19 protein-coding genes are annotated in these 22,552 nt (G+C 62.5%); 8 read left to right on the top strand and 11 right to left on the bottom strand.

The window, feature by feature from the left end; translation table 11 throughout:
- Positions 1-38 precede the first annotated feature (38 nt).
- Genes HNP33_RS12315 through HNP33_RS12305 form a run of 3 tightly spaced genes read right to left on the bottom strand, consistent with a single transcriptional unit; the run spans position 39 to position 3,491 of the window.
- Positions 39-944: an ABC transporter permease gene (locus HNP33_RS12315; RefSeq protein WP_184708839.1), complete on the bottom strand. Its 906-nt coding sequence runs from the start codon at positions 942-944 to the stop codon at positions 39-41.
- Positions 944-1,894, bottom strand: coding sequence for an ABC transporter permease (locus HNP33_RS12310; protein WP_184708838.1), 951 nt, complete (start codon positions 1,892-1,894; stop codon positions 944-946). The genes HNP33_RS12315 and HNP33_RS12310 overlap by 1 nt, the downstream gene beginning before the upstream one ends.
- A 22-nt stretch (positions 1,895-1,916) precedes the next feature.
- Positions 1,917-3,491, bottom strand: coding sequence for an ABC transporter substrate-binding protein (locus tag HNP33_RS12305; RefSeq protein WP_233464507.1), 1,575 nt, complete (start codon positions 3,489-3,491; stop codon positions 1,917-1,919).
- A gap of 135 nt (positions 3,492-3,626) precedes the next feature.
- Here HNP33_RS12305 and HNP33_RS12300 point away from each other — a divergent pair, with 135 nt between their 5' ends.
- The 3 genes from HNP33_RS12300 to HNP33_RS12290 all read left to right on the top strand — a co-directional run bounded on the left by HNP33_RS12300 (position 3,627) and on the right by HNP33_RS12290 (position 5,752).
- Positions 3,627-4,013: a RidA family protein gene (locus HNP33_RS12300; RefSeq protein WP_184708833.1), complete on the top strand. Its 387-nt coding sequence runs from the start codon at positions 3,627-3,629 to the stop codon at positions 4,011-4,013.
- Between the two features lie 135 nt (positions 4,014-4,148).
- Positions 4,149-5,117 (top strand): 2-dehydro-3-deoxygalactonokinase, encoded by a 969-nt coding sequence (locus HNP33_RS12295; RefSeq protein WP_184708831.1) that lies wholly within the window; start codon positions 4,149-4,151, stop codon positions 5,115-5,117.
- Positions 5,114-5,752 carry a 2-dehydro-3-deoxy-6-phosphogalactonate aldolase gene (locus HNP33_RS12290; protein ID WP_184708829.1) on the top strand — a complete coding sequence of 213 codons (639 nt, stop codon included), beginning with the start codon at positions 5,114-5,116 and terminating at the stop codon, positions 5,750-5,752. The genes HNP33_RS12295 and HNP33_RS12290 overlap by 4 nt, the downstream gene beginning before the upstream one ends.
- Before the next feature lie 70 nt (positions 5,753-5,822).
- Here HNP33_RS12290 and HNP33_RS12285 read toward each other — a convergent pair whose 3' ends face one another.
- The 3 genes from HNP33_RS12285 to HNP33_RS12275 form a co-directional block, all read right to left on the bottom strand.
- Positions 5,823-7,577, bottom strand: coding sequence for a dipeptidase (locus HNP33_RS12285; protein WP_184708827.1), 1,755 nt, complete (start codon positions 7,575-7,577; stop codon positions 5,823-5,825).
- Between the two features lie 118 nt (positions 7,578-7,695).
- The gene (locus HNP33_RS12280; RefSeq protein WP_184708825.1) at positions 7,696-8,640 is read right to left on the bottom strand and encodes a LysR family transcriptional regulator; all 945 of its coding nucleotides are present in this window, start codon (positions 8,638-8,640) and stop codon (positions 7,696-7,698) included.
- Between the two features lie 15 nt (positions 8,641-8,655).
- Positions 8,656-9,630, bottom strand: coding sequence for a quinone oxidoreductase family protein (locus HNP33_RS12275; protein ID WP_184708823.1), 975 nt, complete (start codon positions 9,628-9,630; stop codon positions 8,656-8,658).
- A 181-nt stretch (positions 9,631-9,811) separates the two neighbouring features.
- Between HNP33_RS12275 and HNP33_RS12270 the strand changes: the two genes are divergently transcribed.
- Both HNP33_RS12270 and HNP33_RS12265 read left to right on the top strand, forming a co-directional pair.
- The gene (locus tag HNP33_RS12270; RefSeq protein ID WP_184708821.1) at positions 9,812-10,360 is read left to right on the top strand and encodes a hypothetical protein; all 549 of its coding nucleotides are present in this window, start codon (positions 9,812-9,814) and stop codon (positions 10,358-10,360) included.
- Positions 10,361-10,492: 132 nt separating this feature from the next.
- Positions 10,493-12,202 carry a hypothetical protein gene (locus HNP33_RS12265; RefSeq protein WP_221452063.1) on the top strand — a complete coding sequence of 570 codons (1,710 nt, stop codon included), beginning with the start codon at positions 10,493-10,495 and terminating at the stop codon, positions 12,200-12,202.
- Positions 12,203-12,335: 133 nt separating this feature from the next.
- Here the strand turns inward: HNP33_RS12265 and HNP33_RS12260 are convergent, their stop codons facing one another.
- From HNP33_RS12260 to dbpA, 5 genes are all read right to left on the bottom strand, one after another.
- Positions 12,336-12,821: a hypothetical protein gene (locus HNP33_RS12260; protein ID WP_184708818.1), complete on the bottom strand. Its 486-nt coding sequence runs from the start codon at positions 12,819-12,821 to the stop codon at positions 12,336-12,338.
- Positions 12,822-12,954: 133 nt separating this feature from the next.
- On the bottom strand, positions 12,955-14,211 hold the full coding sequence (locus HNP33_RS12255; protein ID WP_233464506.1) for an alpha/beta hydrolase family protein: 1,257 nt from the start codon (positions 14,209-14,211) through the stop codon (positions 12,955-12,957).
- Positions 14,212-14,328: 117 nt separating this feature from the next.
- Complete coding sequence (gene dtd / locus HNP33_RS12250; RefSeq protein ID WP_184708816.1) at positions 14,329-14,784, bottom strand: D-aminoacyl-tRNA deacylase; 456 nt, start codon at positions 14,782-14,784, stop codon at positions 14,329-14,331.
- Positions 14,785-14,894: 110 nt separating this feature from the next.
- Entirely contained in the window at positions 14,895-15,824 is a 930-nt protein-coding gene (locus HNP33_RS12245; RefSeq protein ID WP_184708814.1) for a cation diffusion facilitator family transporter, read from the bottom strand.
- Positions 15,825-15,872: 48 nt separating this feature from the next.
- On the bottom strand, positions 15,873-17,285 hold the full coding sequence (dbpA, locus tag HNP33_RS12240) for an ATP-dependent RNA helicase DbpA (protein ID WP_184708812.1): 1,413 nt from the start codon (positions 17,283-17,285) through the stop codon (positions 15,873-15,875).
- Positions 17,286-17,418: 133 nt separating this feature from the next.
- Between dbpA and HNP33_RS12235 the strand changes: the two genes are divergently transcribed.
- The 3 genes from HNP33_RS12235 to HNP33_RS12225 all read left to right on the top strand — a co-directional run bounded on the left by HNP33_RS12235 (position 17,419) and on the right by HNP33_RS12225 (position 22,529).
- Entirely contained in the window at positions 17,419-18,903 is a 1,485-nt protein-coding gene (locus HNP33_RS12235; RefSeq protein WP_184708811.1) for an AMP nucleosidase, read from the top strand.
- Positions 18,904-19,202: 299 nt separating this feature from the next.
- Positions 19,203-20,888 carry a tannase/feruloyl esterase family alpha/beta hydrolase gene (locus HNP33_RS12230; RefSeq protein ID WP_184708809.1) on the top strand — a complete coding sequence of 562 codons (1,686 nt, stop codon included), beginning with the start codon at positions 19,203-19,205 and terminating at the stop codon, positions 20,886-20,888.
- Positions 20,889-21,188: 300 nt separating this feature from the next.
- Positions 21,189-22,529, top strand: coding sequence for a hypothetical protein (locus HNP33_RS12225; protein WP_184708807.1), 1,341 nt, complete (start codon positions 21,189-21,191; stop codon positions 22,527-22,529).
- Positions 22,530-22,552: the final 23 nt, after the last annotated feature.

Here is a 22,552-nt window from a genome sequence, read left to right as displayed (position 1 = left end):
GTGGGCTGCATTGGCAGCGGTTTGCGTGGCGGTGCTCATCATGATTTCTTCTTCAGCTTGGGGTCGAGCAGGTCGCGCACGCCGTCGCCCAGCAGTTGCAGCGACAGGGCCGTGAGCACAATGGCGATACCGGGCGTCAGGATCGTCCAGAACGCCTTGTCGGCGTATTCCAGGCTGCCGGCAATCATGGTGCCCCAGGTGGGAATCTCGGGCGGCACGCCCACCCCCAGGAACGACAGACCCGCCTCGGCAAGGATGGCATAGGCAAAGATGAAGGTGACCTGCACCAGCACCGGCGAGAGCAGGTTGGGCAGGATGTGGCGCCACAGAATCATTGGCGTGCTCACGCCCAGCGCCTTGGCTGCATCGACAAACAGCAGCTCGCGCAGCACCAGGGTCGATGCGCGCACCACGCGCGCCACCCGGGGCGTATAGACGATGGTGAGCGCGAGGATCACGTTCCACAGCGAAGCGCCCAGGATGGACACGAGCGCAATGCCCAGCAGAATGTCAGGGAAAGCCATCATCGCGTCCACCAGGCGCATCAGCGGCGCATCGAGCCTGCGAAAGTAGCCTGCTAACATGCCGATGAGGGTTCCCAGCACCACTGCGCCCAGCGCGGTGAAGAAGCCGATCATCAGCGAATAGCGCGCGCCAAAGATGATGCGCGCCATCACATCGCGGCCCAGCTCGTCGTTGCCCGCCCAGTGCGCCCACGACGGTGCATGCAGGCGCATGCTGATGTTCATGTCATTGGGGTCGGCATCGGTCAGCAGCGGATAGCACACGGCAGTCGCCACGATCAGAAACAGCACGATGGCGCTGGCCAGCACGATCTTGCGGGCAAACAGGCGCTTCAAGGTTTTCACCCATGCAGCGCTCGCCCAGCCTGCGCCAGAAGTTGCAGAAACAGGAGTGGATGCGGAAGAGGTTGGTGCGTTCATCACTTGCTCTCCAGGCGGATGCGCGGATCGACCACGGTGTACAGCAGGTCGATGGCCAGGTTGATGAACACGTAGATGGCAGCAATCACCAGCAAGGTGCCCTGGATGACCGGGTAATCGCGCCGCAGCACGGCGCGCACCACCAGGTTGCCCACGCCCGGCAGGTTGAACACGGTCTCGGTCACCACGGTGCCGCCAATCATCAGCGCGAGCGTGAGACCCAGCACGGTGACGATGGGCACCAGCGCGTTGCGCAGCACATGCTTGCACAGCACCACGCCCTCGGCCAGGCCCTTGGCGCGGGCAGTGCGCACATAGTCTTCACCCAGAATGTCGAGCACCGAGGCGCGGGTGAAGCGGATGATCAGCGCCGAGTTGAGCACACCCAGCACCAGCGCGGGCAGCAGCAGGTGCTGCAGGCGCTGGCCCAGCGTGGAATCCGGGTCGCCATAGCCCGATGCCGGAAACCAGCCCAGGTGCACGGCAAAGATCTGGATCAGAATGAGCCCGAACCAGAAGCTGGGAATGCTGGCCCCCAGCATGGCCACGGTGCTGACGATCTGGTCTGCCCAGCTGCCGCGCCACACGGCAGCGGCCATGCCGCAAGGCACGCCGATCAGCGCCGCAATCGATACCGCAAACAGCGCGAGGAACAAGGTGGGCTCGGCACGTTCGAGCAGCGCATGGGTGACTGGCATCTGCAGAAACAGCGACTGCCCCAGGTTGCCCTGCAGCACCTGGCCGATCCACAGCACGAACTGCGTGGTAAGCGGCTTGTCCAGCCCGTACTGCACGCGGGCGGCGGCAATATCGGCGGCAGTGGCCTGATCGCCCAGCAGCAGGGCCACCGGGTCACCCGACGCAAGGCGCGTGAGCAGAAACACCAGCACGGCGACGATGGCGAGCACCACCAGCGCGCCGCCCAGGCGCTTGAGTAAGAAATGCAGCATGGGAAACCTCTGGGCGCGCTTTTTACTTGGCGAGCGACGTGTTCCAGAAGAACGGCCACGGCATGGCGGTATAGCCTTGCAGCTTGGACGAGCGCGCCGACAGCGCGTTGAACTTGCCCACTTCCACAAACGGCACTTCGTCGTAGATCAGGCCCTGCACCTTGCCCCACAGCGGGCCGCGCTTGGCAACGTCTGGCTCGCTGTTGAACGCGGTGAGCGCCGCCTTTTTGGTGTCGGTTTCCCACCAGCCGGGGGCGCCGCTGCCCATTTGCGGGGGCGAGAGCATGGGCTCGGGGAACAGGCCCGAGTGCGTCACGTACACATCCCACAGCTTGGCGTCGTTGCGGCGCTGCACCAGCGTTGCCCAATCCACCACCTGCAGATCGGTCTTGAAGCCTGCACGCTTGAGGTGCTCGGCCATCACCAGCGCCATGTTGTAGTGGAACTCGTACTGGCGGCTGGCCATGATGCGGATCGGCTCAGCCTTGTAGCCCGCTTTGGCGGCCTGGTCCTTGGCCACTTGTGGATTCTTCTGGTTGTACTGCTTGGCGCCGGCGTCCGAGTAATACGGCGTGCCCTTGGGGAAGAAATTGGGCTCGGCGGTGAAGAAGCGCTTGTCGCCAAAACCGGCCTGCAGCATCTCGGCCGGGCCCATGGCTGTCTGCACCGCCTGGCGCAGCTCCTTCTTGGCGAGCACGCCTTCCTTGGTGTTGAAGACGATGTAGGGGAAGCCGAAGTTCTGCGTCACGATGGGCACCACGTTCGGCGCACCCTTTTCGATGCGGCCCATCGACTCGACCTGCAGCAGATCGGAGTACTGGAACTGGCCCGACAGCACGCCCTCCACCCGCGTCGTGGCGTTAGGCACGGGCACAAAGCGCAACTCATCAAGCAGTGCTTCGCGCTTGCCCGCATAGCCGCTTGCAGGCTCGCTGCGGGCTGCGTACTTGTCAAAGCGCGCCAGCACGGTGAACTGGTCTGGCTTGCGCTCCTTGAGCTTGTAGGGGCCCGTGCCGATGAAATCCTTGAGCACCGGCGCAATCGCCTCCTTGGGCATGATGCCTGCCATGCCGCTGGGCATGGCCAGATGCGCCAGCAGCGGCGCATACACGGCCTTGAGCTTGATCTCCACGGTGTTTGCATTCTTGGCCGTCATGCTGGCAATCTCCTGCGCCACGGCCTTGCCGCGCGCCGACACATCCATCCAGCGCTGCAGCGATGCGACCACGTCGTCGGCCGTCATGTCCTTGTCGTTGTGAAACTTGACGCCCTTGCGCAGGGCAATGGTGTAGGTGAGGCCATCGGCCGAGATGGTGGGCATGCCTTCGGCCAGCATCGGCTTGATGTTCCACTGCGCATCAAAGGTGTAGAGCGGCTCGAACACGTGCTGCATGATGGTGCCCACCAGATCGGTGGAGCTGACCATCGGGTCGAGGCTCTGCGGCTCGCCGATCATCGCCAGGTTGGCCGCACCGCCCTTGGCGCCCGCCTGCGCCCAGGCGCTGCCCGCCGGCAGGCTGGCGCAGCCTGCCGCCACCAGGGCGGCGGCCAGCAGTTGGCGACGTGATGTCCGGGGAAGCAGTGCGAAGGCGTTCATGGTGCGGGCTTTCATCAAGGGCGTTTAATAAGGAAAATTCTTTACATCACAACCCCTAAAAACCGGCCTTTCGTCAAAACATTGACAGTTTTTGGTGTTGTTGATGTAATATCTTTACACAAAGGAGATGAAACCATGCCAGTAGTTACCCTAGGCCAATCCCCCGTCGCGTCCGACCGCCTGGCGCGCCCGCTCTCGCCCGCCGTGCGCGCTGGCGACTTTGTTTTCGTATCGGGCACCGTGCCGACCGACGACCAGGGCCAGGTCGTGCAAGGCGGCATCGAAGCGCAGACGCGCCAGGTCTTCAAGCGCCTGGAAGAGGCACTGGCGCTGGCTGGCTGCACGCTGCAAGACGTCGCCAAGGTCAATGTCTGGCTCGACGATCCGCGCGATTTCGGCAGCTTCAACCGCGTGTACATGGAATGCTTTGGCGAGCACCGCCCCGCGCGCTCCACGGTCGAATCGCGCCTGATGATCGACGCCAAGGTCGAGATCGATGTAACGGCGTACAAGCCGCTGTGATGCACCACTGGCAACGCGACCCAGCAGCGCTGTAAGGGTCTTACACGCGACGCCGCTTTGCACCCCCCGCTTCTACAATCCGCACCAGCGCCTGCACCGCACGCTGGTGCGTTGTTTTTTCTGACCGCGACCTCCATGCCCCGCCCACCCACATTCACCGCCCGCGCGCCGGGCGACAACCGTCCGCGCCTCATTGCCATCGACTGGGGAACCACTTCGCTGCGCGGTGTGCTCATCGACGCGCAAGGCCACATTGCGCAGCAAAGGGCCTTGCCGCAAGGCATTCTGCAGGTAGAGCCCGGCGGCTTTGCTGCTGCGTTTGACAGGCACTTTGGCGACTGGCTTGCGCTGCAGCCCGATATGTGCCTGCTCTCGGGCATGGTCGGCAGCCGCCAGGGCTGGCAGGAAGCCGCCTATTGCCCCTGCCCCGCAGGCTTTGGCGCGCTCTGCAACCAGCTGCTGTGGCTGGAGGGGGCGCACGGCATTCCCACCGCCATCGTGCCGGGCATGAGCGTGGTGCCGCAGGCCAGTGTGGATGCAGCGCATGGCGTGCCCGATGTGATGCGTGGCGAAGAGATTCAGGTGATGGGCGCGCTGCACCTGATGGGGCAGGACAGCGGCCTGCTGGTGCTGCCCGGTACACACAGCAAATGGGTGCAGGCACAGGGGCGCAGCATCACCGGCTTCAAGACTTTCATGACCGGCGAGCTGTTTGCCGTGCTGGCCCAGCACTCCATTCTGGGCAAGACGCTGGACAGCAGCGCGCCGCTGGATGAAACCGCATTTGCACAGGGCCTGGAGCGGGCGCGCAGCAGCGATGCGCTCAGCCACCTGCTGTTTGGCACACGCGCCCTCAGCCTGTTTGGGGCGCTGAGCCCCGCGCAATCGGCCAGCTACCTCTCGGGCCTGTTGATCGGCCAGGAAATGGCCACCATGCAACCTGCTGCCGGTACGCGCGTGGCGCTGATCGGCTCTGCCGCACTCGTGCAACGCTATACGCTGGCATTGCGCCACGCGGGCTGCGAGGCCGTGGCCTTTGGCGATGAAGCCACCTGGGCCGGCCACCAGGCCATCTACCAATATCTGACAGGCACCTCCTCATGAATTTGCTCACCCGTTTTCAGGCACTGCAGGCGCAGCTGCCGCTAATCGCCATTCTGCGCGGCCTGCAACCTGCCGATGCTGTCGAAGTAGGCACCGCGTTGCACGCCGGTGGCTTTGGCCTGTGGGAGGTGCCGCTGAACTCGCCCGACCCGCTTCGCAGCATTGCTGCCATGCGCGCCGCTTATCCCCAAGTACTGGTGGGCGCAGGCACGGTGCTGACGGTGCAGCAGGTGCGCGATGTGCATGCTGCAGGCGGCCAGCTCGTCATCTCGCCCAACTGCAACCCGGCGGTGATTGATGAATCGGTCAAGCTCGGCCTCATCAGCCTGCCGGGCGTGCTTACGCCCACCGAGGCGTTCACGGCGCTGGCGCATGGCGCGCATGGCCTGAAAATCTTTCCCGCCGAGCTGGCTTCGCCCGCCGTGGTCAAAGCCCTGCTGGCCGTGCTGCCACCAGGCACCGGCATCTACCCCGTGGGCGGCATCTCGCCCGACAACATGGCGCCCTGGCTGGAGGCAGGTGCGGCTGGTTTTGGCATCGGTTCGTCGCTGTTCAAGCCTGGCAAGACGGCAGCGCAGGTGGCCGCCGCTGCGCAGGCATTTGCCAACAACTACCGGGCGCTGCGCAAGGCCTGAGCCTTCGCTTTCCAATAAAAAGGCCCGCTGCGCTGGTAAAGCGCGCGGGCCTTGCTTCAAAAGAAGTGGATTACTGCATCGACTGCAGATTGCCGATACGCACCAGCATTTCGGTGAACATCTGCATGTCGGCCTGCAGGTCAGGCAGCTCCTTGTATTCGAGCGCGTTGTGCGCGGTGTACTTCTTGCCGGGCATGGCGGGGCCAAAGTTGATGGCGTTGGGCATCAGCTTGGCGGTGGTGCTGCCAGCGGTCGGCACCGGCTTGGCGTCCAGCCCCGTGGTGTCGCCAAAGATATTCAGCAAGGTTGTCAGCCACGCGCCCTTGGGGTCGCGCGCCATCCAGTTGCCTTGGGTGTAGTCGATCTTCACCGGCACCTTGGCAGCGGCACTCCAGTTGGCAATGCCCTTTTCCACTTCGGCCTTGAGCTGCTCGGGCGTCTTGCCGCGCGGCATGCGGGCGTTGGCCGTCACCTCCAACTGGCCGCCCGCCGCCTTGATGAAGTTGGGCGAAATGGTGAGCGGGCCCATGAAGTCATCGGCATACGCCAGCCCCAGGCCCTTGCCAAAATAATCCAGCCCGTACACGCCGTTGATATAGCGCACTGCATCGCTGTACTGGTTGCGCGCCAAGAGCGGCTGCGCGCCGTCTTCCATCAGGCTCTGCTGCAGGAACATCGCCAGGCGCGGCACCGGGTTCACGCCTTCTTCGGGACGGGAGCCGTGTGCCGAGCTGCCGGTGACCTTGATGTCGATCTTGTTGGCGGCAGGCGCAATATCGATGCTGAACTTGCCGTACTGCTGGTTCTGCGTCACATAGGCATCCTTGGCCGCCTGCAATTTCTGCGCAACGGCTGCCAGCGCAGCGGCGTTACCCGCCTCGATGCTGGCCGTTGCGGTCTGCGCAATCGCGTTCGACGAGGCCGCGCCCACCATGGCGGTGATTGCGGGCTGCTGGCCATCGGTCTTCACATCGGCAAAGAAGGCCTTGATCGCGCCGGTGCCCTTTTCGGCCACCACAGCCGGGTATTTGCTGTCGAGCACGATGTTGTACTCGGGCAGTTGGGTCTTGGTGCGGTAGTACTTCATCGCGTCGCCACCGGTTTCCTCGGTGGTTTCGATCATGAGGCGAATGCCGCGCTGCAGCGGCAGCTTGGCATCCTTCACCGCCTTCATGGCAAACAGCACGGTGGCAATCGATCCCTTGTCGTCAATCGTGCCGCGCCCATACAGCTTGTCGCCAATGCGGGTGACCTTGAAAGGATCGAGCTGCTTGCCCTCGATCACCCATTCCGCAGGCACCACGGGCACCACATCGGCGTGGGTGAGGATGCCGAACTCCTGGCCCCCTGCCTGCGGCGCCGTCGCGGGCAGGGTCACTTCAAAAATACGGTTGTCCACGTTGCGGTACTGCAGGCCAAAGTCCTTGGCCATCTTTTCCACCAGGGCGCCAAAATCGATGATGGCCTGGCTGTCGTGCGGAGCAATCTTGGCGTCGCGCACGGTTGGCAGCGCCACCATTTGCGTGATGCTGCCCAGTACCTGGGTTTCCTGCGTCAGCCGCGTGTACAGCCCCAAGAGACGCGCCACATTGGTCAGGTCGTCGCCCTGCAGCGCCTCACCAGCCGTGTAGCGTTGCACAGCACTTGCCACGCTCGCATCCTGCTTGGCAGCGTTCTGCAGAAACTGCGGGAAGGTCGCTGGCGTCTTGATCGCCTCGGCGGCAATCGCATCCAGCGCGGGCTTTTTCAAGGTGTCGGCCTGGGCTGCGGCACAGGCCAGCGCAATGCTGATGGCAAGCGCTGTGTGGCGAAATACGGTCTTCATAGGATCGGTCTCTTATGGTGAAAGCGAAAGAATAGCGGCTTTGCACCGCCCATGAGGGAAAAATGCCCGGTTTTATCCGCTGCGGGCGGTGCTCCATCGCCGCAGCGCATGCCACACCTCAGGCAGTCGCGCTGCGCCAGGGCGCTGCCGCAAATGCCTGCGCCAGCCATTGCTTGAGCGCCGCCATGGCCGCTGTGCTGTATTGCGCCGATGGGCGCACAAGGTAGATGCCGCCTGCGTCTCCAAGCGTCCATTGCGGCAGGATGCGAACGAGCGCGCCTGCCTGCACGGCAGGCATCAGGTGCCAATCGCTGCCCGAGACGATGCCAACGCCCTTGAGCGCCGCGTGCAGCAGTGCCTCGTTGTCGTTGCTCGTCATGGAGCCGGTCACTCGCACCGATTCTGCAAGCCTCGCCCTGCCCTTTGCAGCGGGCTGCACCAGCGTCCATTCCGGAAAGGAGCGCAGCCCGGTGTAGCCCAGGCAGTTGTGGCAGGCCAGGTCTGCCGGTGTCTTGGGCGCTTCGTGGCGAGCCAGGTAGCTGGCCGAGGCGCACAGAATGCGGTGCTGGTCGCACAGCCGCGTGGCCACCAGCCCGCTGTCAGGCAGATGGCCGATGCGGATGGCGGCATCAAAGCGCTCCCCCACCACATCGGCGATCCGCTCGCTGTACTCCACCTCCAGCGCAACCTGCGGATGGGCCAGGGCAAAATCCGCCAGCATCGGGCTGATCCAGCGCCGCCCCATCGTGGCGGGCATCGACAGGCGCAGACGCCCCCGCATGTCGCGCGCGCCCTGCGCCGCCTCCTGCTCGGCGTCGCGGATCAGGGCCGTGGCCTGCCGCACCTTGTCGACCAGCAGCCTGCCTTCGCTGGTGAAGTGCAGCTGCCGCGTGGTGCGCTCCACCAGCCGCACGCCCAGCCTGCGCTCCAGGGCCTGCATACGTTTGGAGAGCACCGAAGGGTGGCGCTCCAGCGCACGCCCTGCCGCCGCAAACGAGCCCTTGTCTGCCAACGCTAGCAATGTAGCCAACTCATCGGCGTGCTGGCTGTCGAGCATCTCCATGGTGTCCTTCCACAATCAGGGTTTGAGAACGATCGCGCCTTGCGAGCGCCCTTGCTCCAGATCCGTGTGTGCCTGCGCCGCTTCTGCCAGCGCATAGCTTTTCCAGATGCGGGGCGTGAGTATGCCATTCGACACGGCGCTCAAAACATCGTGCGCGCGGCTCTGGTATTCCTCTGCCGTGGCCGTATGGGCAGCCAATGAGGGACGGGTGAGAAACAGCGAACCCTTGGCGTTGAGCGTTCCCACCTCGATTGCGGGCGGCAGGCCCGAAGTCGCGCCCAGCGACACCATCAGCCCGCGAGGGCGCAGGCAGTCAAGCGATGTGAGAAAGGTTGCCTTGCCAATGGAGTCGTACACCACATCCACCTTCTGGCCCTGCGTGGCTTGCGCCACCTGCGCGGCGAGCGTCTGCGCATCGAAAACAAACACCTCGTCGCAGCCTGCCGCCCGCGCGCGCTCCACACTGGCCGCCTTGGACACCACGCCCAGCACATGCGCGCCCAGGTGCTGCGCCCAGGCGCACATGAGCTGCCCCAGGGCACCCGCCGCGCCATAAATCAACACCCGCGAGCCCTGCCCGACCTGCCCGGTAGCCTTGAGCAGGTACTGGGCCGTGATGCCCTTGAACAGCACCGCCGCAGCGGCATCGTCGCCAAGAGCATCAGGCAGCTTGACCAACCGCTCTGCAGGAAACAGACGCGCACTTGCATATGCGCCCAAGGGGCCGGTGGCGTAACCCACGCGGTCGCCCACATGCAAGCCCTGGACCCCCGCGCCAACGGCGGTGACCGTTGCAGCCCCTTCCAGCCCCAACCCGGAAGGCAGCGCAATCGCAACCGCCCCTTTGCGCTGGCTGACATCCAGCGGGTTGACGCCGATGGCGGTCTGCGCAAGCAATACCTCGCCCGGCCCTGGCGATGAAAGATGCACCTCTTCCATCTGCATGACATCAGGCGCACCTGTGCTGTGAATTCGAATCGCTACGGCCATGGCTTCTATCCCTGAAAAACAATGAGAAGGTGATCCTATGCACATCGAATTTATGCATCAATATAGCCAGTTGCAAATGATAAATGCACTATATGCAGCAATAAAGACATGCAGAAATGGCCGTCGTCCTACCTCAAAATCGAGCCGGGCACGTGATGGTCATGACTGATGGAGATAAAGAATGGGGAAGATTTTCAAATCTGTTGCCGATGCCGCGCTGCGCAGCGTGGAGGGCGAGGTATGCCAGCAGTGCGAACGCCGCGAGGTGCCCGCTTACCGCTACAGCGGCGAGATCATCGATCCCCGAAAAGCTGCTGACACCCTGCTGGCGCAAGAAGAGCCCGAAGTGCATTACCTGTGCGCAGAGTGCATCCATGGCGGCAACGTGCGGCGAACCGACACCTGGGCTGTCGAGCACACCGTCCAGCGCCTGGCTCAAGACCCGCAAAAGGCGTGGCGCGAATTTCACCAGTTGCCCGATGCGCCGCTTTTTCTTCAGGGAAGGTTGGACTGGCCGCTCTGTTGCGACACCTGGTGCGAATTTATCGCCTGCCCAGCCAGCTTGCAGGAGCTGCTTGCCGTGCAGCAAACCCACCAGTACTGGGAGAATGGCCCCGGTGCCAAGCCCCGAGACTTTCGCGCTAGCGGCCCGCCCGAATCGCTGCGAGAAATATCCCTGTTTGCCTGCGCCTCTTGCGCCCGCCATTACTACACCGATCAGTACAGCTGAGAAGGCGCTGAATGCGCGTTGCGCCCGCGCTGTATAACGCTTTGCAAAATACCGGGCATGATATTTGAGGCAATGGCTAGGGGCGCCCCTCCACTTTCTGAAAAATCGCCCCTCTATACTGCCTTCCAAACCATGGGAGACAACGTGCCAGACACCCGCAATCCGATTCTGCAAAAAACCATCGCTGCCGCCGCAATGGCATTCACTCTGGCAGCCAGTACCGCCAGCTGGGCCGCACGCGACTTCACGCCCCAGACGGGCACCTGGGTCATCAGCGAAGAGCTGAATGGCAAACCCGGCCGGGGCCTAGCGATTGACGTGCAAGGCAACACCTTCTTCATGCAGGTGTTTGGGTACGAGAACAATGGCGACGCCACCTTCTACACCGCCACCGGCCAGATGCAAGGCAATGGCGTAACAGCGCCGCTCATGCGCTACCAGGGCGGGCGCAGCTTTGGCAGCGAGGCGCGCGATGCCGTGGAAGACAAATCGCTGGGCCATGTGACGGTAAGCTTCAAAAACGGCCTCACGGGCACGATCCAGTTCCCCAACGAGCCAGCCATGGCGATCGAGCGACTCCTGGTGCAAAGTGATGAGCCCGCAGCCACCAACCCACGCATGCAAAACGGCATCCGCGTCGTGCAGTTGCTGGTACAGAATCCACAAGGAGATGTTGCCTACGACTGGCGGCTGGACATGCTCCGGAACGAGGACAACAGTTTCCACCTGTATTTGTCGCAGCCCGCCGATCGAAGGACTGACCGGGTTGTCTACACCACGTTTCAAGAGATGGCGTGCCAATTGGTCGGCACACGCGCCCGTTTTTCATGCACCGCCATTGGCAAGCCTCCTTATATCAATACCAATATGTCTCCAGAGCCCGTAGCTGGCCCCTGGGTGGACCGCATGCAATTCGAGCTGGTGGGCTATGAAGTCACCGGCACGGTGCACATGGGGGACAAGCAAGCTGGCATATCGATGCCAACTACCGGCTACAACGCAGGGGCAGATGCATTCGGCCCTCAGAACGGTAGCGATACCACGCTGTGGAATACGCATGTTCAACAAAACTACCTGCAAAGTCATTTCTCGTGGGGAGGCGCTACCTGTCCCGTCTGTGTGCCCAATAAATACCTCCACACCTTGATGCCCATCAACGGCACCTGGGTCGTGGAGGACGAGCTGACCGGCAAGCCGGGGCGAGGTCTGGCTGTGGATATCCAGGGCAGTACGGCCATCCTGCAGGTCTACAACTACCGCGCCGATGCACGGCCCACATTTCACATGGGAAGCGCTGCGTACCTGAGCAAAGGTGCGAGCTCACCGGCAACAGCCGCCACCATTCCCATGGAAGAATATGCGGGAGGCCGCAGCCTGGGCGGAGCCAGACAGTCGGCGCAGCTTCGCAATCGCGCAGGCGACGCGCAACTGGAGTTCGCCTACCAGCGATCCGACGACAAACCCCTGGAAGAATGGATGTGGTGGACGGTAGGCCAGTTGCAACTGCCACAGGAAGCCCCCGTGCGCATTCGCCGGCTGCAGCTTGAAAGACCGGCCAATTTCGCAGAAGAGATGCTGGGGCAATGGTTTCTGCCGCTGGTTCAGAAAACTATCACCCTCACCCGCGCAGATGGCGACACCGTGACGTCGGCAGACGGCCTGGTGGTCTGCACACCCATCACCAACCGCAAAGGCGTCGATGCGAGCTGCGGGCAGCCGGGGGAAAACGGCGCATGGGTGTGGCACCAGTTTTTGAGCAAGCCACTGATGAACCGTGGCGGCACCATGGTCCGCTTGCGCGACCGCCATGGCAATGCGGTGGGGTTGGGGCAGTTGGATTGAGTGCAGATCTAGTTCGGCCTATTGAGGACGCTGGTGCACGGCCGTACTTTTGTTGAGGGATAGCAATTGGCCGATTGCTACCGTCACAGAATGACCTCACGCATGTTGTCGTAGATGCCTAATTTGTTGAATTTCAGGTTCGCTTTTCTAGCCTTTGAAAGGTCCGAATGCTCAGAATGCATACAAGCGAAGCAAAGATTGCGCTACCCGTCGTTGATCCAAAGGAGCGATTGGAGAAGGATGGCTGAAAAAGCGCCCGATATACAGTTCCTGCCAGGGAACGATTCTCTAGGGCAATCCAATGCACGCCGCCGCTCTGTACATGCAATGAGCAAAGCAAAAGCAGCACCAAGCATGAAATCAAACCAAACATACTGCTCCAGACGGCGATTTCTGCAGCACTCTTTGATTTTTTGAAATAAGCGAACAAGAGCGGCAAAAAGAGCATAAGGCCGGGTTGAACGCAGACCTTCAAAGTCCCAATTCCAGGCTGATACTCATTAAATAGAGATGCTGTTGCCGCGTGAAAATAAACACCTATAACATAAGAAAATAATAAGGAAAAAATGACTATCACCTTACAGCAAGGTGTTGATGATGATTCATTTTCGAGCGGCATTCCTCAATTATCGAAGCGACTGCCCTTCGAAATATGAAGTCAGTGTGAACTTCCATTTTTGCCTTCGGTAGAGGCTTCTTGTCGACTCCAATCTGCCACTGAAATTTATGAAGGTCTGCTGAGAAATATGCGTTCAGTACCGCTCCATCTTGTACAGGTAATCTGTGACAGCTGATTCCCAGAGTACAGGCTGGGAGTGAATAAAGTGCCCATTGCCGCTATACAGTGGCGCGAATTCCATAAATTCGCCTTTGCCACCCGCAGCGGTAAATGCATCGAAATTCTTGCGGCTGTGACTCAAAGAGTAGAAGGGATCATGCGCCCCATACAGCCACAGGGTAGGCCGTGGAAACATCGCACCGCGAACAAAGGAGACGGCGTTCACCTTGTCAGCGTCCTTGCAACGATCCCCTACCCAGCCTCCCACGAAGTTCAGCACACCAAGAAATTGGGGCTGTACCCGTGTGCCTGCATACGCAACCGAAAGAATGCCTCCACGCGATACGCCTCCGATCAACAAGCGCTTGGCATCTACATCCATCCGTGTGAGCAGGTGCGCCATCACTGCATCAAGATCCGTCATGGCGCGCTCCAGCCCGGGTAGCGAGAGTTCAGCTTTGCATGCATAGCGCGAGCGGTCTGGCTCGAAGCCCTCGTCGTACACACCATCGGACCTCCCCCTTCCACGCCGCTGCGGAAAGACTACTTGCCAGCCTCTGTCGACGAAATAGTGTCCCACCTCCGGACTTGCCCAGGTTTGGGCAAATAGTTCGGGCCTGTCTCCTTCGCCCGTGGAGCCATGGTTGAATACAAGCGTCGGGAACGGGCCTGCGCCTGGCGGTCGATAAACCACCATTTCAAGAGTCTGCGCGCGTCCATCTTGCTGCCAAGGCGTCGGTATGTGTTCAACGGTTCGCGCATAGGGAAACGGCTTTTTGGTTAACACGCCCAGGCTGATAAGTTGCTGTGCGTTCCTCCACAGCGACATTTCCATATCGCCATCTTCACGCAAACGAAGCAATAAAGTTGCTCCTGCCTGCAGTTTCATCTGCATTTCGTTGTTGACAAACTTGGCCTCACCGCGCTCGGTGGTGCGCTGTGTAGTACTTGCTGCAGCATAGACTACAGTGGCCGTGTCCGCCGACAGCTTCTCAATCGCAACCTTCACATCGCACTGTGCCGAAAAGCAAGCCCAGCCCTGCCAAATTCCACTCCAGCGGGCCAACGCTCCAACACCGGCTGGTTCGACAGCCACATCCGGCAGCAGTTGTGCGGCAACGCTGCTTTCAGAAGGCCCCGCACGAAGTTGAGACATCACGGGCGGCCAGATAGGCCCATCGTTCTGCGCTTGTGCAAAATTTCCCATAAGAAACAGGGATGATCCGAGCATCCCGCGAGCCAGAAAATGTCTCAATTTTGTATAAAAGTTGATGGGTATTACTTGCTTAAAACAGCAGCCTCGATGATTTGGGTGGCGGCCGGTTTCTGGCCAACAACCACCCTTCCCTCACCCCCCAGCCACCGGCGCCACCCGCAGCGGAATCGTCACCGGACCGTCGTTCATCAAATACACCTTCATATCCGCCGCAAAGCGGCCTGTGGCAACTACCGGGTGCGCTGCGCGGGCCTGGGCTACCACGTAGTTGTACAGGCGCTCTCCTTCGGCGGGCGGCGCTGCGTTGGTGAAGCTCGGGCGGTTGCCTCCGCTGGTGTCGGCGGCCAGGGTGAACTGGCTCACGATGAGCAGGCCCCCCGCCACATCCTGCACGCTTTTGTTCATCTTGCCGGCCTCGTCCTGAAAGATGCGCAGTTTGAGCATCTTGGCCAGCAGTTTTTCGGCCTCGGCTTCGGTATCGCCTTTTTCGGCGCATACCAGGGCCAGCAGGCCATGGCCAATCTGGCCAATCACCTCGCCATCGACTTCGACGCGCGCCTCGCGCACGCGCTGCAATACGCTGATCATTCCAACTCCTCTGGCAAGAGCGTGCGATCTGCGCACTACAGGTATGCGCAGCTTTTTGCTTCAATCGAATGCTCTGCTATTGATAGCCTATAGCACTTACACAGTAAGCGCTAAGGCATGTTTTGCTCTGCAACCTCGCTCTGCGTCTGCACGCCAATGGGCAGTACTTCAACAGTGATGCGGGCATTGGGTACGTCGCGCAGCAGGGCTGCTTCGAGCTCCATGCGCAGGCGGGTGGCGTGGGCCAGGCTCCAGTCGCCGGGCATGTGCAGGTGCAGATCGATGAAGTTGAGCGCACCGGCGCGGCGTGTGTTGAGCCTGTCGCAGTGCACGGCGCCGCCTCTTTCGGCTTCAAACCGGCGCACGCAGGCATCTATGGTGGTCAGGGTTTCGGCGTCGATGGCTTCGTCCATCAGGCCTTGCGAAGAGGTCCACACCAGCTTGCCGCCTTCCTTGAGGATGTGCAGCGCCACGGCAATGCCCAGCACGGCGTCCAGCCAGTGCCAGCCGGTCCACATGGCCAGCAGCAGGCCCAGCACCACGCCAACAGATGTCCATACGTCAGTCAGCAGGTGGCGGCCATCGCCCTCCAGCGCGGCAGAGCGGTGCTGCCGGGCCGCACGCAGCATGACCATGGCCAGGCCGCCGTTGAGCGCGGTGCTGATGAGCGAGAGCACCAGGCCCCAGCCCAGTTGATCGAGCGGCTGCGGGTGCAGCAGCCGCTCGACCGATGCCCACAGGATTGCCATGGCCGCACCGAAGATCAGCAGGCCTTCAAAGCCGGCCGAGAAGTATTCGGCCTTGGTGTGGCCGTAGGGGTGGTCGTCATCTGCCGGGCGCTTGGCAATGGTGACCATGCCCAGCGCAAACAGCGCGCCCACCAGGTTGACGAGCGACTCCAGCGCATCGGACAGCAGGCCGACAGAGCCGCTGACAGCCCAGGCCACGGTTTTGAATGCGATGGTGGCAATGGCCACGACGACCGAGATGCGCAACAGGTTCTCGGGCGTGGTCCAGCGGGATGGAGGGGCGTCGGTCATTAAAAATGATAGCTATTCGCGCTTGCGGGGTAAGCGCCAGCAGCTAATTTACAACAAACGCGCCTTCACGCTCTTGCCTTTGACGCGGCCGCTGTTGAGTTTGTTCACGGCCTGCTGGGCAATGCCGCGTGCCACGGCCACATAGGTGGAGAAATCGTTGACGCTGATCTTGCCGATCTGCTCCTTGGTGTAGCCAAAGTCGCGCGTCATCGCGCCCAGCACGTCACCCGCGCGGATTTTCTCCTTGCGCCCGCCGATGATCTGGATGGTGCGCATCGCAGGCACCATGGGTTCGCCCGATGCCGGTTTCAGCTCCGACAGCGGGTGCCACTCCGATTCCCGGCCCTGCAGCAGCTCGATCTTGCCGACCGAGCCCATCTCGTCCATGCTGGCGAGCGATAGCGCCAGCCCTTCGGCGTCGCCCCGGCCCGTGCGGCCGATGCGGTGGATATGCACTTCGGGGTCTGGCGTGGTGTCAACGTTGATCACCGCTTCAAGGTTGGCGATGTCGAGGCCGCGCGCGGCCACATCGGTGGCCACCAGCACGCTGCAGCTGCGGTTGGCAAACTGCACCAGCACTTCGTCGCGTTCGCGCTGCTCCAGCTCGCCAAACAGGGCCAGCGCGCTCACGCCCTGGGCCTGCAGCACGTCCACGAGGTCGCGGCACTGCTGCTTGGTGTTGCAGAAGGCGATGGACGATTCGGGCCGAAAATGCGCCAGCAGCTGCGATACCGCGTGCAGGCGCTCGCCTTCGCTTACCTCGTACCAGCGCTGCGCGATCTTGTGCGCACTGTGCTGCGATGCGACCTTGACTGTCTGCGGGTCGCGCATGAAGCGCTGAGCCAGCTGGGCGATGCCTTCGGGGTAGGTGGCAGAGAACAGCAAGGTCTGACGCTCTGCCGGGCATTGGCTGGCTACGGTCACGATGTCGGCATAAAAGCCCATGTCCAGCATGCGGTCGGCTTCGTCCAGCACCAGGGTGTTCAGCCCGGCGAGGTCGATCACGCCGCGCTCCAGCAGGTCCATCACCCGGCCGGGCGTGCCGACGATGATGTGGGCGCCGTTTTCCAGGCTGGCAATCTGGTTGCGGGAAGGCACACCGCCATAGACGGTGACGACCTTGATGTTTTCTTCAGCCCGCGCCAGGCGCCGGATTTCGGTGGCCACCTGGTCGGCCAGCTCGCGCGTGGGGCACAGCACCAGGGTCTGCACGGCAAACCAGCGCGGGTTCAGGCGCGCTAGCAGCGCCAGACCAAAGGCGGCCGTCTTGCCGCTGCCAGTGCTGGCCTGGGCGATCACATCCTTGCCCTGCAGCGCCAGCGGCACGCTGGCGGCCTGGATGGCAGTCATCTGCGTGTAGCCCAGCTGCTGCAGGTTGGCCTGCATGGTGGCGCCCAGCGGTAATTGGCTGAAGGAGGTGGCGTCCGCTGCATGGGCGGGCGTGTTGGATGGTGCGTTCATGCCGCAATTATCCCGTGTGGGCGGTTTTCGGGCCTGCCCGCTGGCGCTTATCCCTGCATCTGTCAGCAAGCACCCCTGGCCCCATGCCACCGTTTTGTCATGCGGGGCACCCCCGGCCGTTGCACAATGGTGCATGACCCATACCAAACCTGCTTTTATCGCACCGACCAGCCACCGCACGGCGGAAGCCGCGCTGGCGCAGGTGCAGGCGATTTACGCCGAACAGATCAATTTCCTGCGCGCGGCCATGCAGCGCTTTGTGGCAGGCGAGACGCCCGCCGCACCCTACCGCGCCTGCTACCCCTTTGTGCGCCTGCACACACGCACGGTGGCACGCGCCGACAGCAAGCTCGCCTATGGCTTTGTCGAAGGCCCGGGCCACTACGAGACCACGCTGACGCGGCCCGACCTGTTTGACAACTACTACGCCGAGCAGTTTCGCCTGCTGATCGCCAACCATGGCGTGGAGCTGGAAGTGGGCACCAGCAACCAGCCCATTCCCATTCACTTTTCCTTTGCCGACAATGACCATATCGAAGGCCAGCTGAGCGCCGAGCGGCGGCTGCTGATGCGCGACGTGTTCGACCTGCCCGACCTGCACGCCATGGACGACGGCATTGCCAATGGCACCTGGGAGCCGCTGGCGGGTGATCCGCAGCCGCTGTCGCTCTTTACCGCGCCGCGGGTGGATTACTCGCTGCAGCGCCTGCGCCACTACACCGGCACCTTGCCCGAGTGGTTCCAGAACTTCGTGTTGTTCACCAACTACCAGTTCTACATTGACGAGTTCATCCGCCTGGGCCGCGCCGAGATGGAGAACCCGGACAGCGAGTTCATTGCCTTCATCGAACCAGGCAACGTGGTGACGCGCCGTGTGGGCTTGCCCGCCCAAAGTGCAGATGCGCTGGGCACCCCACCGCCGCGCCTGCCGCAGATGCCGGCCTATCACCTGGTGCGCGCCGACCAATCGGGCACCACCATGGTCAATATCGGCGTAGGCCCGGCCAATGCCAAAACGATTACCGACCATATCGCCGTGCTGCGCCCGCACGCCTGGATGATGCTGGGCCACTGCGCGGGCCTGCGCAACAGCCAGCAGCTGGGCGACTATGTGCTGGCCCACGCCTATGTGCGCGAAGACCATGTGCTCGATGAGGAGCTGCCGCTGTGGGTGCCGATTCCTGCGTTGGCCGAAATTCAGCAGGCGCTGCAGCAGGCCGTGGCCGATGTGACGCAGGTGCCCGAGGCCGACCTCAAGCGCTTCATGCGCACCGGCACCGTGGCCAGCACCGACAACCGCAACTGGGAGCTGCTGCCCAACAATACGCCGCAGCGCCGCTTCAGCCAGAGCCGTGCCGTTGCACTCGACATGGAAAGCGCCACCATCGCGGCCAACGGCTTTCGCTTTCGCGTGCCTTACGGCACCTTGCTGTGCGTGAGCGACAAGCCCTTGCATGGCGAGATCAAGCTGCCCGGCATGGCCAACCACTTCTACCGCGAGCGGGTGGACCAGCACCTGCGCATCGGCCTGCGCGCAGTGGGCATCCTGCGCGCTGGCGGGGTGGACCGCCTTCACAGCCGCAAGCTGCGCAGCTTTGCAGAAGTGGCTTTCCAGTAACACTGCCTGCACCGCAAAATCACTCACAAAAAATGAGCTGCTCGCGCTGATGGATAAAGCGCCAGCAGCTTTTTGTTAATCATTTTTACGCCCCCCGTGTGGGTGGCACATGCGTTGGCTGCAAACGACTGGGCGGCAAACCCTGTGGAATTCTGCCCCCCGCCGCTCCACAATGGCGCGTGGGCAACCCTGCCCAATATCTAGGGAACCTGGGGCTCCTCTGCAAATTTCTCTGCCGTGGTCTGGCCGCGGTTTCTGCAGAGGTTCCCTGGACAAACACAACAATTCAGGAATCGCCTGTGTCCAACCATCCATCCCCCGCTTTTCGCCTGCTGGCCGTTGCCAGCGCCGCGCTTGCGCTGACTGCCTGCAGCACCGCCCGTTTTGATGCCAGCGCCCTGTCGGGCCAGCAGGTTGCGGCCGACAAGATCGGCCTGCCCACCAGCGGCGCCACGGTCACCAAGGTCGAAGCCGTTACGGCCGCCGATCCGGCCAAAGGCCCGCAGCCGCCCGCAGCCTTGCGGGCCGATGTGAGCATTGCACCCGTTGACCCGGCAGCGCCTGCCATCAAGATGGCGCTCATCTTGCCGCAGGAGTGGAATGGCAAGGTCGTGATGCTGGGCGGCGGCGGCTACAACGGCACGCTGCCCAATCTCTTCAGCTACCCGGCAGCCCCCGCCAGCCAGGGGCCGTATCCGCTGCTCTCGCAGGGCTACGCAGTGTTTGCCAGTGATTCGGGCCACCAGGCGGGCCCCGCTGGCAGCCGCGATGGCAGCTTTGGCATGAATGACGAGGCAATCGCCAATTTCTCGGGAGCCGCGCTCAAGAAGGTGAGCGACGTGGGTGATGCGCTCGTCACCCGCTTCTATGGCAAAAAGCCCAGCAAGCGGTATTTCATTGGCGGCTCCACCGGCGGGCGCGAAGCACTGGCCGTGGCCCAGAAGTGGCCCAGGGACTGGGATGGCATCGTCGCCTGGTACCCGGCCTGGAATGCTGCCAGCCTGGATCTGCAGTTTGGCCGCATCAGCCGCGCCTTTGCCCAGCCCGGCGCCTACCCCAGCCTGGCCCAGCGCAAGCTGCTGCGCCAGGCTGCCATTGCACAGTGCGACGGACTCGACGGCGTGACCGACGGTCTGATCAGTAACGTGCCTGCCTGCAATGCGCAGTTCGACCCGGCCAAGGTCCAGTTCGAGGGCAAGCCGCTGCGTTGCGCCAGCGGCGGCAACGAAGGCGACCAGTGCCTGAGCGACGCCATGATTGCCGCATTGAAGGTCTACGACAGCGAAATCCGCTTTGGTGCCAAGTTGGGCAGCGGAGAGACGCAGTACCCCGGCTTCAATATCTGGGGAACGGAGCTGGGCGAGGAAGGCACAAGCCCGCTGCAACCCACGGTGAACATGCTGGCCATGAACACTACGGCCCCCGCAAGCCCCGCGCCGCTCACCGCGCCGTACTGGGCCGTGTTCTGGGACCAGTGGGTGCGCTACTTCGTCACGCGCGACGAGCGCTTCAACAGCCTCACCCTCGACCCGCAGAACCCCGGCCCCTGGGCTGAGCGCATCAACCAGCTGACCCAACTGCAGGACATCAACAACACCGACCTGACGGCCTTCAACAAGCATGGCGGCAAGGTGCTGATGGCGCATGGCGCGGCGGATGCCCTGGTCAGCACCCGCGCAACCGAGCAGTATTTCGACCGGGTCATCAACAAGATGGGCCGCCAGGTGGTGCGCCAGTTTGTGCGTTACTACGAGGTGCCGGGCTATGGCCACGCTGTCAGCACCACCTTCAACGCCAACTGGGATTCGCTGGCCGCGCTGGACCAGTGGAGCACCACGAGCAAGCCACCGGAAAACCCCGTGGTGACCGATGCAAGCGGCGTGCCTGGCCGCACCCGTCCATTGTGCGAATACCCGTTCTGGCCGCGCTACAAGGGCACGGGTGATGTGAACAAGGCCGAGAGCTTTATGTGCTGGATGGATTAATTCAGCTTCAATCCTTGTTGATCCGAAAGCTGCATGGCGCCCTATTCCCCCTATGGCTAAGGGTAAGGGGGCAAGGGCCATGCAGCTTTTTTGCAGCGCTGCGGGAAGAAACGCATTACCAAATTTGTGACAATATGATGCAATTGATGCAGTACCTATCTGCATTGATAGTTCATGACAATTGGTTATTAAATTTCAATTAAATAATAGACCGCATCAGCAATTGATTTGCAGCAATCCTGGCGGCTTGCTTGCATGCCATTGCATCTTTGCTCATTTTTGTTATTGATCAGGTAAGTTATGACCCATCCTTTCTTCCTGCGTGATGGCATGCGCCCAGCGCTGCCAGCCGCAGCGCTGCTTGCGCTGTGCTTGGCCAGTGGCGGCGTCCATGCCCAAACCATCACCTATACCCCTGCGGCCCCGCAAGCAGCACCTGATGTGGTGCCCGCTGGCGTTGGCGCCATCAAGGTCATCGTCAGGGGTGGCGCGGGCGGCGCGGGCGCCTATGACGGGGTTGTGGGCGGCAAGGGCGCTGCGGGCTCCCAGGTGGACGCCATCATCCGTGTGCAGCCAGGCCAAACCATTACGGCAGGAGCCGGTAGTGGCGGGCAAGGCGGAGCCACCTATGCGCGCAGCTCCAGCCTCAGTGGCGGTGCGGGTGGCAACGGTGCGGGAAGCGGCGGCAACGGCGCTGCCATGGGCCCCAGTTTTGTCAGCGGCGGCGGCGCGGGCGGTGGTGGCGCATCGTTTCTGAACGTAGGTGGCGCCTGGGTGCGTGCTGGCGGCGGCGGCGGTGGTGGTGGCGATTCCTTCCAGGCCGCCCCTGTGGCTGATGCATCGGCAGTCGCGCTGTTCACGCCCGAAGTAGCTGCATGCGCAACGCCCGCTCCAGGCAGCGCGGGCCTGCAAGGCCCGGGTGATGGCGGCGGCGGCGGTGGCGGTGGCGGCGGCTACCAGGGCGCCGCAGGTACCGGCGGCAACTATGGCGTCGACACGGCGCAAAGCGCTGGCTCTGGCGGCATGGGCGGCTCCTGCACCTACAGCACTGCCCCCAATACCATCAGCAGCCCGGTGGCAACGGTTCCAGGCTCGCCCACAGCACCGATTCCCAATACCGACCCATCTCCCAACGGCGTCGATGGCCTGGTATCGTTTGAATACATCTACCAGCCTACCGTCACCATCGCGTGCGATAAATCAGCACTGACGGACAGCGCCAACCAGCAATCGGTCTGCACGGTCACGGCCAGCACCCCCGCCCCGACCGGTGGTCTGTCCGTTCCGTTCACCATTTCTGCTGCAGATCCGCAGTACACCACTCAAAGCTGCAGCAGCCCGGTCGTGATCCCCGAGGGCCAGACCCAGGCGCCCGCATGCACCATCATTGCGAACGACAACCAGGTGGCGGGCGAAACGCCAGTGACGGTCACCCTGCAAATCACCGGCAGCAACGACTTTCTCACCGGCACCCCTGCGCAGGCCAGCGTTGTCATCACCAATGACGACAATGGCACGGTCACTCCACCTGTGGCAACGCCGCAGCCCGTTCCGTCGCTCGGGGGCTGGGCCACGTTGCTGCTGACTGGCGTGTTGGGTGCGCTCGTATGGATGCGCCGCAAGGCATTCATGAACCTCTGACCGAGGACGCTGCCAAGCAGATA

The sequence above is a fragment of the Comamonas odontotermitis genome, from assembly GCF_014207855.1.
Classification (GTDB): domain Bacteria; phylum Pseudomonadota; class Gammaproteobacteria; order Burkholderiales; family Burkholderiaceae_C; genus Comamonas; species Comamonas odontotermitis_A.
Note: the sequence above shows the minus strand (reverse complement) of the source record. Positions and strands in the feature narration are given on the sequence as shown.